This window comes from Salipiger thiooxidans (genome assembly GCF_900102075.1).
Lineage (GTDB): Bacteria > Pseudomonadota > Alphaproteobacteria > Rhodobacterales > Rhodobacteraceae > Salipiger > Salipiger thiooxidans.
Map to the genome: position 1 here is coordinate 1 of NZ_FNAV01000047.1, position 10,021 is coordinate 10,021.

The window sequence follows — 10,021 nt, forward strand, 5'->3', positions numbered from 1 at the left end:
GGTGCGTGTCGAGACGTCCTCGATCGTGAAATAAGAGCCGTGGCCCCCGTAAAGATAGTCGCAGTGGGAAATGTCGCCGCTAGCCACTTCCAGAGGTTCGGTGTGACCGGCGCAGAAGATGTGATCCGCGTCGTCCACCCCTCCCACTATGTGAAGAGCTCGTTCTGGATAGCCGGCGCCGCCACTCAATACGAAGCATCGGCTGAAGGCAGATGCCAGGCAAAAGTTGACTGGTACGTCCGGCGCATTCTCGGGCCCAGCCCAGCACTCAACTGAGCAATATCGAGCACCGGACCCAGATCCGCAACGCGGTCTCCGTCACCCAGACCGAGGGGCTGGTGGCGATGTTCGGCGTCGATGGCTCGAAGGGGCAGAAGGACGGCATCGCAGCCCTGTCCGCAACTGGCGGCAACGCGGCTTAGGGTTGATCTAATCTCATCAGTCCATCACTGGTGTGGGGTCACGATGCGGAGGAAGCTAATTCATGACTGAAAGCCGGGATTGAAATGCGTGAAGAAATTAAAAAGCTCGTAGCAATGGGGCCACTTCAATCAGAGGACGACACTAGGTCGATAGAGCGCTTGGAAGAGGCTCTGCATTCGATCAAATCGCCAGTGACAGACGAAGAGGCTGAAGCCTTACTTACTGTTTTTGGCCCGGATGACTGCTTTGGGTTGTCATGGACGCTTCTGCATCTCGTCGAGACTTCGCCGACACCTTTCCCGCAGGAGCAACCCGGCCCCGAGGCCAATCCATGGCTTCAGTTGCTCTACGCCCGAGCGCATTGAACCGTGGCACATCGACGGTCATATGTTGGGCCTTCTCCATATGAACGCATTCTCGAGTAGCCGACGCCGACACGCACTACGAAGCATCGGTTGCGGCACGTGGTAATGCACGAAGATCGTGGCGCCGGACTTCTCGATCTCGATCGGCCGCAGCGGCTGCCAGCCCTCGCCGGCCAGGATCTTCGCCGCGACCTTGGCCTGCTGGTGACCGTACCAGCGCGCGCCGTTGCTATCGAGGTGCCCGCCCTTGTCGGTGTAGGGATAGACCGGCCCGACCATGACCACGTCGTCGCGCGCGATGGCGACCTCGAGCTGCGCCATGCCGACGAGCAGGTCCGGCGCGCCGTTCATGTCCGCGTCGCGGGTGTAGCTGTCCACGGCGTCGATGATCCCGGCAGGCGAGCGGGTGGCGGTGCCGTCGGTCTTGGCGACGGTCTGGTCATCGACCGCGAAGGCCACCGCGCCGATGTCGGCGATGGTGATCTCGTCGGCCCCAGCTGAATTGGCGAAGCGGAAGGTGCCGGGGCGGTAGTCGCAGGCGAGCGCGCCTGCGGTGCCGGTGCTGTTGTCGACCCGCTCCATGGCGACGCCCGCACCGACGAGGCCGGTGGCGGTCTGGCCCTCGACCAGGTGGCCGCTGGCGTTGCGCATCACCATGGCGCCGGCATAGATCAGCGTCGCCGCGGCCACCGCGCCGCGGCGGATATCCCCTTCCGAGCGGGGCGTGTTGCGGTCCTGTGTGAGCGCGGCCATCAGAGTGCCTCCCCGAGGTTCTTCGCCATCGCCGCCGGGTCGATGCCCAGCATCTTCGCGATGGCGGATTGATCGGTGCTGAGGGCTGCCTCACCCTCCTTCGGGGCGGGCGGTTCCAGCGAGGTGTTGGTCTGGTCGAGCCGGGGCAGCGCCTGGATCATCTTCGCCGCGCGGGCGGGATCCTCCATGTGCAGGGCGACATACTCCTCGCGCGCCGCCTTCACGCCGGCGCGCCGGTCGCGGATCGCGCCGTCGACAAAGTCTTCCGCCGCCTTGCGCTTGCCACCCTCCTTGAGGGTGGTCACCTCGGCCTGCAGCGCGGCGATGGCCTCGGCCTGCTCGCCACCGGCGCTGGCAAAGCCGCGGGCGGCCGCCACGACGGTGGTCAGGCTGACCTCGCCTTCGAGGCCCATAGCGCTGCCGATCTGGCCAAGCGCGGTGCTGAGGGTCTCGTCGCCCTCCCCGTCCGCATCCAGGCGCGTGGCCAGGGCGGCCGTGATGTCATCTTCCGAGGCATCCTCGGACAGGCCAAGCAGCTTGGCCACCTTCGCGGAAAACATGTCGCCATACTCCGTGCTGTTGAGCGCGAGCAGCTCGCGCAGGGCGGGATCATTGGTGAGGGCGGCGCGGGCGATGGCAGTCACCCGGCCGCTGGTCTTGTCGTAGGAAAGGACGGGAGAAAGGCCCCAGTAGGCACGGTCCGAGAGCAGCGCCCGGCCGCTCTCGTTCCAATCCACGCGGCCCCAGATGCCGTCCGCGCGCTCCTCCATCTCGGTGATGAAGCCGCGCGCCGGCGCCGACAGGCCCAGCTTGGCCGCCGTGTCGGTGCTGTGGTTCTCGTCGATGTGGATGCGCTGGCGGCGCGAGAAGCTCTCCTCGATCACCGCCTTCGCGTCGTCATAGTGCCAGGGCCCGCGCCCGTCGCGCGCCTGGACCCGGCCCCTGGGGACGAGGTGGACCCACTCCGGAACGGCCTGGCCGTTTGCCGGAGCCGGGAGCGGGATTGTGGAGAGGGAGACGAGGGCGGTGTTCATGCAGCGATCTTTGCCCCGCGAGGCAGATCGCAAACATGTCCAACTGGTTGTCAGGGGGCGTGGCGTGGCTGCAAACTAAGACTGCCGCAGCTCACGGGCGACGGTCAAGTGCACGATGTTCGTCGCCGGCGGCTGTTTGAGAATAATTACCGAAAGCCCATTGTGCGGAAATTTCAATGGGCTGCAGTACTTGCTCAATTTGAACTGCAACCGCTATGGCGCGCAAAAGGAAGGGCGGGAACCCTAAAATCTCCGCGCGAGCGCTGGCAATCTGGAACAATTTCGAAAACGAGCACTCCGCCAAGCAAGCGAGTAGGGGCGTAGGCCCCGTGGCTGACTTCCAACGGGTTTCACGTCACGACCTTCAGTTGAGGACAATCACGTTAGAAAAATAGAGCCATGTGTTCCGCCGATCAGAAAATCTGCGCCCTGCGCAACCTCAGATAGAACCACCACGACGCGCGCGTCACCGGCACGCGCTTTCATTCGAACCGATCCGCCGTCACTTGCGTAAATGCGCAAAAATGAAATAACACGCATCACTTACCCTCCGAAAAGAAAAGCGACACGCCTCCATCTTAAGAAAATTTCCAAAGGAACAGAGAAGGCATGGCAGATTCGCAATGCCATATCCTCCCATTAATGGTATTATAATGGCGAAAACATTGATTCTACCCATAACATCAACCCATTGATCGGGAGGGATGTCATTGTTGAGATATTTTATTCACCTTTCCACAGCCATTTCAGTGATCTTGCTGCCAGCCGTATCCAGCGCCCAGGAAATCTGCAAACATCTGGTCTCGGGTGGAGTATTTAACGTCACTTCTTACAATCTTGACACCGAGGACGTGGACGCATTCAGTAATTGGCTATGCGACACAAATGCGTCCTCATCCTCCGGCTCATCGTCTGGCAGCGGCTATATCAATGTACCTTTGAAGGTCGGTCAGCTCGGATTGGGCGGCGGGGGATCGCAAATGAACTCCCAGCAGACGTTTGCGCAGTACTGCAGCACCGAAAACCGCTTCACCCAGAGCCGAACCGAAGCCATCGCCTATCTGCAAAAGGCTGCACCAGAGATCATTGATGGTTTCAATGAGTGCCTCAATCGTGACGGCCTCCACGTCTGGATCGAGTTCACATCGGACCCGGAGGTTTTCAAGATTGCGTCAAAGTTCAAGTTCGCGGGATTAATCCAAGATCTTCCGAAAATCATGGAGGTTGTCCTACCGAAAGGCGTCACGTGTGACCCATCCTTGGAAAATTTTGACTTCGACGACATAGGTCAGAACAACACCAGGCGATCGGTATGCAAAAGAACCGGTAAAGAGGCAGTCAGTATCGTTTTCAACGCGGAGGCCGATCCTCTTGGTGGCGGAGATCTTTCCCTGCCTGCCATCTACTCTCCCCCGATCGCACCAAGTTGTGCCGTACGCCAAATCATGGCGAATCATCAGTCGTACTATTCAGATTACCCAGATGACACGCCTGGCGAACAAACAAGCGTCGGAGTGGGTGTCGGAGGGGGTTCTCATATAAATAGCGACAGGGCCTTCCTTCGAGTAGATCGGGACTGTAAAGTGTCACTTACCGTTTCGATCGGCGCTCGTGGTGGGCAGCGCTTCCCGGACGCGGGCTCGGCGCCTTGGATCAGCGTTACGGCCAACCGAGCTGATGGGAGCCTGGTGCTCAACAAAACTAACACCGCGACGCTAGCGGACGTCGCCACTTGTGGTGGCGTAAACAAGAAGACGATCCCCTTGGAATTCATAACGCCTGAGATGGTGCCTGAGATTACGGGGTTCGACGTGTTTCTGAGTGGCAGCTCGCCTATCAATTGCTGACATATTCAGAGCAGGCTGCATCTGAAAAACTCAATGCGCACCGCGTCTGACGCGAAACGACCTTAAGATTTGGCCCATCTCGTCGAGTTCGTGAAGACCGGTCGCGTTGAGGTGCGGCGACGTCGTTGAAACTGATTGCCCAGAAACGATTTCCTGCGGCCTGTTGAAGCAGGACTTCAAACAGATCGGCACCACGCACTTCACCATCCAGGACCAAGCATACCCAAACGATGTGTTCAGGCGCGCCGTCTCAGCCTAGGCAACCGATCGGCGGAAGTGGGCTTGAAGGTGTCCGGTCCGTCGAGCTCGGCGATAGAAGCATGGTGCAGGCATAGCTCAATCTGCTGCCGCCCCTTCCAGATACTCCTCCACGATCTCGATAAGAGCCGCCTGATCCTCCTTGCCCACGCCGAGGAACCGCCGCGCCGGGATGTTGCCCCACGGGATCGGCATGAAGAACCGCCGGCCCTTCTTGTTCACGCCCATGCGCGCGCCGAACGCGCCTGCCTCTGCGCCGAACTGCTGCACGGCCGCGTAGATCATGTTGGAGCCCCATGTGACGTCGTCGGCCCCGGCCTCGTAGCTGATCGTCCCGGAGAGGCTCTTCGTTGGGCCGATCAGAGGCCGCGGCCCCGGCTTGTCCTTTCGGGCGGCATACGCGTCCAGCGTTGCCTGCGTGCGCGGCGCCCAGGGCTTGCCGTCAGGATCTGAGCCCGCGGCGAAGTTGTCGTTGGTGCTCTTCACCATATATTCGCCAATGTCCTGCATCAGCGGCGCGGTGTCCGACAACGCCTCCGAGATCCGCGCGAGCGCCTCGGTCAGGGTGTCACTGGTGATCTCGATGCGAGGCATGTGCCGTCACCCTTTTACCTGGTCAGGTCAGAGCCGATGCTCAAACACGTCTTCTTCTGCCGTTGCGGTCATTCCGACGGGGTTCCCTATGAACCGCTTAAAGATGTCCCCCGGGAGAAGCTCCTCGCCAGGGCCACCTGTTCAGTGTGCGGCCGCCGCGGCGCAGACGATCTCCGGCTCATCTGGTTCGCCGCGGATCATGCCCGCCAGGGATCCCAAGGATCTCCGGATGGCTGAACGCCCCTTCGACGACATGGCGGATGGCGGTCTTCAGGGCATCCGCGAGATCCGGCACCTCCTCGTAATCCTTCGGCGAGCGCAGATGCGCCGCCAGCACCTGCCGCAGTTCGTCGGCCCAGATCTCCATCTGCGCGCCATGGCAGACCGTGTCTGCGAGACGATCGCGACGGACCTGGTCCGCGGGCTGCATCAGCCGAGCCCCGCCGCAATGTCTCGCAGCATCCGGCCCAGCTCGCTGTCCTGGAACCGCTCCGCGAGATCGTCGACAAAGGGCCGGGCAATCTCCGGCGGAAGATGCTCGATCTTGCCGCGCACGATCTCGAGCAGCTCATCCACGACGCTGGCGCCGGGCGCATACCCCCAGCCCTTTCCGACGCCCTGCGGCTCACCGGTGCGGGGATCGATCGCCTGCCAGTCCGCGGGCAATGGCTTCGCCGGATCTCCGCCGAGCCGCCGGACCCCGGCCTCGGTCCGCGCCCCCGACACGTAGCAGCTGCAGCCCCATTCATTGGGCGGGAAGCGCGCGCGCCAGAACGGATGGTCGGGTGGCAGCGCGATACCGTTCCACGACAGGTGCAGGATCCGCGGCTCGGCCGAGCCGCCGTGGAAGTAGATCCAGAACCGGAAGTTGCCCTCGGTCAGCTGGGCAAAGCGGCCCGCCATGTAGCTGGTGCGCATGTTGGTGCGGTAGATGACGCGGGTGCGCCAGGCCTCGCCGGCCGCCCTGCCCTCGCCCGTCCAGCCATGCCAGCCGTGTCGTTCGACCGTTGCCCGGAAGTCGCGACGGAACTCCTCGAGCGAGGTGCCCTCCGAGATCGCCTTGTCGACCGACGCGGCCAGATCCGCCAACAGGTCCGCCTTCGTGGCGCCGGCGACGACGAAGGCACGGTCGTGTTGTTGCTTGCGCAGATCGTCCCAGCGCGAGGTCGGCACCAGATGGCGCAGGCGCAGCCGGAAGGCCGCGACCTGCTGCCGGAACGGCCTGCGGAAGACGACCGCCAGGTCAGCCATCGGCGCGCTGCCCGTCTTCCTCGATCAGCGCGCGGCCGCCAGCATGGGCTGCGAGGAAGGCCTCGGCCATCACACCGGCGAGGCCATCCGATGCCAGATCCGGCCAAGCGCTCAACAGCATCTCGCGCGCCTCCTCGAGCGAGCCTGCCGCCTGCAGCATCACCTCGATCTGCGCGAGCATTGCCTCGATCTCCGGGGCGGCCTCCTTGGCCAGCCGATCGACCGCCGGGGCGAACGGCTCAGAGCGGCCCGCTGAGGGGGCTTCTGTCTGGAGGGCGGCAACGCCTCGCGCGGGAGCGGGATGGGTATTCAATGGGTATTTAACGGCGCTCTCAGGGGGCATTGCGCCCTCACGCGGCGCCTGCGACTGCGCTGACGAGGCGGATTGGCCCTGGGGACGGAGGATTTCGGCGCCCTGGGCGGCCTCGGGAAGGCCGAACTTGTCGAGCACGTCCGAGGTCGCCACCCGGAGGCCGCGGTCGATCATCGGGCCGATGGCATCGGAGAAGGCCTTCAGATCCTCCGGCTCCTGCCGCTTGATGACGATGCGAGGATAGGCGACCTGCGGGCCGAACTCCAGATCGATCCACGGCCGCACCAGGTCGCGGTTCAGGATCGCGGCCAGCGCCTTGCAGTCCGCCGCCTCGATGTCCTGCTGCACCTCCCGGTGCTCCTTGCCCGATCCGAGCCCGCCGGTCTCGGCATCCGTCGTGGCGGTCTTGGGCGATGTCGCCCAGCACGCCCCGCAATGTCGCCCAAACCGCCCAGATCGCCTCATACAGCCCAGTTTGCCGTTCTACTGTAAAACTCGATCAACCTTGCGACGCCCCTGGCGCCACGCCCTCAGCGCCTTGATTTCATGGCCTTCCGGCTTCCTCCGGGAACCTCAGGCCTCTTCCGGCATCCACTGTAAGAATGAGTGTCACCCAACAGTGTGTGTAGCGTGACGCTCAAACTTGCAGTGATTTACGGCGAAGTTTACAGCAACGCGTTTTTCGCGATCGGGGCGTTTCGAGCCTCCTGAGCGGTCCGCCAAGGGTTTCCACGGGATTTCCCATCCCCTCCCATCCCGCCGTCCCACACGATCCCATCCCGGGTCCCATCTGGTCCCATCCGGGACCGCATGGCACCCCGCCGCCCTGCCACGTTCAAACCCGTCCATTTGCAGGGTCTTTAAACGGGGCATTGAAGGGGCGGTTCACGCCCCACCTCAGAAGGTCCCGATCGAGCCCGCGCCCGATACTTCCTCTGTGCCGGCCGCGTTGGTGTGGTTGCGCTTGAGCACGGTGCCGCCGTTGGCCTCGATCGCGTAGTTTGTCAGAGAACCGCCGCTGGCCGAGGCGATGGTATTCCAGAGCCACATCTGCGCGTCGTTGGAGCATTTGAATGCCCCGGCCCCGCCGTCGCCGTCGAGATCCTCGTCATATGCGTAGGTGCCGATGATGAGCGTCTGGGTCTGCTCGATGCAGTGGATCGTGGTGCCTGTGCCGTCCGGTGCGTTGGAACCGTAACGAGATCGCGTTCGTGCAGGCCGGCATTCTTGGCGAAGTGATCTGGTCCGGGCACACTTGGCGGTAGAGGCGCCCCTGGTCAGCCCCTCCAGCTTGCGCCCTACATGCGTCCACCAGCGAGACGCAGGCATCGCAACGCATTCATTCGGTCTTTCGGTGGCGACCAGACTCATAAGGGCAGATATGCGAACCTTCACCTCAGGCTCACATCATCATTTTTTTGAGGGCGCTAAACCGATGGTGTGGGCGGAGAGCAGACCTTCGCTGCGCCTTTGATGAACGGCAGCGATGCACATAAAGCGGACGGATGAGTGGCTGAGTAAAGCCACAAACATGCGCTGGCTGCTCCCGGCCGCTTCGCGCCCTACCATTTTGGAGTTTACGTGGGTCGTGCCAATGTGATCCCTTGCAGACACTTAGAAGGTACAAAGGCTTGATATGAAGCTTCAACATGCGCTCGAGAACTTGTCCGGCCTAGCGGTTTCCGGAGTCATTCCGCAGGGTGTCGTCGACGAAGGCAGAATTTTTTCCTTTGGCACTTTCGAGAACGAAGACAGCTTACACGGTCGCGTTAGGGACGTTGTCCAAGGACTAAAAGATCATGTAGGCCAACCATTTGACGCTCAAGCGTGGGCGTTCACCTACGAGCTTTCGACAGAGAAGCAAGACGGAGTGAAACCCCCACTGACTTTCTTGGCTATCGTCCAGCCCCAAGCAAACGAAGCGATACTTGTTTGGGAGTTCCTCACAGGGCCCAAAACGCCGCGACTGATAAATAGGATTTCCTTCTGTCACACCTCGGCCGGCGTGATTGGGAATGTCCTTGGCGCCCGGACAAAAGGTGACGCTGAAGACTGCCTAGCGAGATCGGTATATCCATTGGCCATCGCGATCCTAAATACCCGAGGCTGCAGCGTCACCTTTCGACGGGCACCCAGCGTTACAAATGCGCGACGCAAACGCCGGGGCAAACCCATTATTCCAGGTCATCATGATGTAGATGCAACCGAATATGTCACCGCCCTTCGTTCGACATCAATATCTAGAGATCTTGGAGGTACACATGCCAGTCCACTACCCCACCTTAGACGCGCGCATGAGCGCGTTTTGTCTGACGGACGCCGAATTTGGGTACGTTCCGCTCTGATCAACGTCCGTGCCGAAGGGGACATCGCATTTGTCGAGCGGCGCAAGGCATATCGTGGCCGAACCCACAGCATTCGTAACACACGCTCGCCTAGTTGATCACGCGGGATTGGCACCGCTACTGCAGGAACGGATCGTCGGAGTGCGAAGCTCGCGTCGCGTTCCTTTCAAGACCGCAGGCCGTAGCGCTGCGCTTGCGGCCTATCCGGCAGTTAAGCGCAGTCAGCAGACGCTGATCGGCAGTCCAGCGCCGAAAGCCAATCCCCTGGCTCGCGGTTGCGATCATCCTTCGCTAACGGTGGGGACCCGCGCTTCCGGCGCCGGTTCTCTGACCTGAAAGACCCATTCATGAAATTTCTGGACCTTGCCGTCGTACTAGCCTTCTTCGCGTCCTTGGTCGCGCTAGCCGTGGCCGCTTGCTTCGTGCCGCGCTACGCTCTGCCGGGCCTCGGAATCATCTTCGTGATCTTTGGCGGCCTAGTGCTCCTGATCCGTCGAGCGAACAGGCCAAGCTCAGCCCGTATCGCGGCGATGCGGATCACCGACGCGATGAAGCTCCACTCACCGACGGTGAAACTCACCCCAGAGCTTTACGGTGCGTGTCGAGACGTCCTCGATCGTGAAATAAGAGCCGTGGCCCCCGTAAAGATAGTCGCAGTGGGAAATGTCGCCGCTAGCCACTTCCAGAGGTTCGGTGTGACCGGCGCAGAAGATGTGATCCGCGTCGTCCACCCCTCCCACTATGTGAAGAGCTCGTTCTGGATAGCCGGCGCCGCCACTCAATACGAAGCATCGGCTGAAGGCAGATGCCAGGCAAAAGTTGACTGGTACGTCCGGCG

Annotated in this window: 12 protein-coding genes; 4 read left to right on the top strand and 8 right to left on the bottom strand. The window is 61.8% G+C overall.

Features of this window, described 5'->3' with window-relative positions:
* On the top strand, positions 1-276 hold a 276-nt coding region (locus BLQ77_RS29155), incomplete at its 5' end, for a hypothetical protein (protein WP_207545916.1).
* Positions 277-506: 230 nt separating this feature from the next.
* Positions 507-788, top strand: a complete 282-nt coding sequence (locus BLQ77_RS27535; protein WP_207545917.1) for a hypothetical protein — start codon at positions 507-509, stop codon at positions 786-788.
* 18 nt (positions 789-806) lie between these two features.
* On the opposite strand, the gene BLQ77_RS29585 is transcribed toward BLQ77_RS27535, so the two are convergent.
* From BLQ77_RS29585 to BLQ77_RS28980, 3 genes are all read right to left on the bottom strand, one after another.
* Positions 807-1,541, bottom strand: a complete 735-nt coding sequence (locus BLQ77_RS29585; protein WP_242661898.1) for a hypothetical protein — start codon at positions 1,539-1,541, stop codon at positions 807-809.
* Positions 1,541-2,575, bottom strand: coding sequence for a phage protease (locus tag BLQ77_RS27545; protein ID WP_089964253.1), 1,035 nt, complete (start codon positions 2,573-2,575; stop codon positions 1,541-1,543). Before BLQ77_RS27545 ends, BLQ77_RS29585 begins: the two co-directional genes overlap by 1 nt.
* A gap of 378 nt (positions 2,576-2,953) precedes the next feature.
* On the bottom strand, positions 2,954-3,115 hold the full coding sequence (locus BLQ77_RS28980) for a hypothetical protein (protein ID WP_165617237.1): 162 nt from the start codon (positions 3,113-3,115) through the stop codon (positions 2,954-2,956).
* A 173-nt stretch (positions 3,116-3,288) separates the two neighbouring features.
* On the opposite strand from BLQ77_RS28980, the gene BLQ77_RS27550 reads away from it, so the two are divergent.
* The gene (locus BLQ77_RS27550) at positions 3,289-4,422 is read left to right on the top strand and encodes a hypothetical protein (RefSeq protein ID WP_131822089.1); all 1,134 of its coding nucleotides are present in this window, start codon (positions 3,289-3,291) and stop codon (positions 4,420-4,422) included.
* A 336-nt stretch (positions 4,423-4,758) separates the two neighbouring features.
* Here BLQ77_RS27550 and BLQ77_RS27555 read toward each other — a convergent pair whose 3' ends face one another.
* The 5 genes from BLQ77_RS27555 to BLQ77_RS28575 form a co-directional block, all read right to left on the bottom strand.
* Entirely contained in the window at positions 4,759-5,274 is a 516-nt protein-coding gene (locus tag BLQ77_RS27555; RefSeq protein WP_089964255.1) for a phage virion morphogenesis protein, read from the bottom strand.
* 178 nt (positions 5,275-5,452) lie between these two features.
* A complete protein-coding gene (locus BLQ77_RS27560; protein ID WP_089964256.1) occupies positions 5,453-5,704 on the bottom strand; it encodes a hypothetical protein in 252 nt (83 codons plus the stop codon).
* On the bottom strand, positions 5,704-6,525 hold the full coding sequence (locus BLQ77_RS27565) for a phage head morphogenesis protein (protein WP_089964257.1): 822 nt from the start codon (positions 6,523-6,525) through the stop codon (positions 5,704-5,706). The genes BLQ77_RS27560 and BLQ77_RS27565 overlap by 1 nt, the downstream gene beginning before the upstream one ends.
* Entirely contained in the window at positions 6,518-7,303 is a 786-nt protein-coding gene (locus BLQ77_RS27570) for a phage portal protein family protein (protein ID WP_089964258.1), read from the bottom strand. Before BLQ77_RS27570 ends, BLQ77_RS27565 begins: the two co-directional genes overlap by 8 nt.
* 432 nt (positions 7,304-7,735) lie before the next feature.
* On the bottom strand, positions 7,736-8,167 hold the full coding sequence (locus tag BLQ77_RS28575) for a hypothetical protein (protein WP_131822090.1): 432 nt from the start codon (positions 8,165-8,167) through the stop codon (positions 7,736-7,738).
* Between the two features lie 1,363 nt (positions 8,168-9,530).
* Here BLQ77_RS28575 and BLQ77_RS27575 point away from each other — a divergent pair.
* The coding region (locus tag BLQ77_RS27575) for a uracil-DNA glycosylase family protein (RefSeq protein WP_131822091.1) at positions 9,531-10,021 on the top strand (491 nt) is incomplete at its 3' end.

Excerpts from the sequence above, each read along its gene's own strand:
- BLQ77_RS28575 (WP_131822090.1), bottom strand. The coding sequence starts at position 8,167 with ATGCCTGCGTCTCGCTGGTGGACGCATGTAGGGCGCAAGCTGGAGGGG.
- BLQ77_RS27545 (WP_089964253.1), bottom strand. The coding sequence starts at position 2,575 with ATGAACACCGCCCTCGTCTCCCTCTCCACAATCCCGCTCCCGGCTCCG.
- BLQ77_RS27535 (WP_207545917.1), top strand. The coding sequence starts at position 507 with ATGCGTGAAGAAATTAAAAAGCTCGTAGCAATGGGGCCACTTCAATCA.
- BLQ77_RS28980 (WP_165617237.1), bottom strand. The coding sequence starts at position 3,115 with ATGCGTGTTATTTCATTTTTGCGCATTTACGCAAGTGACGGCGGATCG.
- BLQ77_RS27565 (WP_089964257.1), bottom strand. The coding sequence starts at position 6,525 with ATGGCTGACCTGGCGGTCGTCTTCCGCAGGCCGTTCCGGCAGCAGGTC.
- BLQ77_RS27560 (WP_089964256.1), bottom strand. The coding sequence starts at position 5,704 with ATGCAGCCCGCGGACCAGGTCCGTCGCGATCGTCTCGCAGACACGGTC.
- BLQ77_RS29585 (WP_242661898.1), bottom strand. The coding sequence starts at position 1,541 with ATGGCCGCGCTCACACAGGACCGCAACACGCCCCGCTCGGAAGGGGAT.
- BLQ77_RS27555 (WP_089964255.1), bottom strand. The coding sequence starts at position 5,274 with ATGCCTCGCATCGAGATCACCAGTGACACCCTGACCGAGGCGCTCGCG.
- BLQ77_RS27570 (WP_089964258.1), bottom strand. The coding sequence starts at position 7,303 with ATGAGGCGATCTGGGCGGTTTGGGCGACATTGCGGGGCGTGCTGGGCG.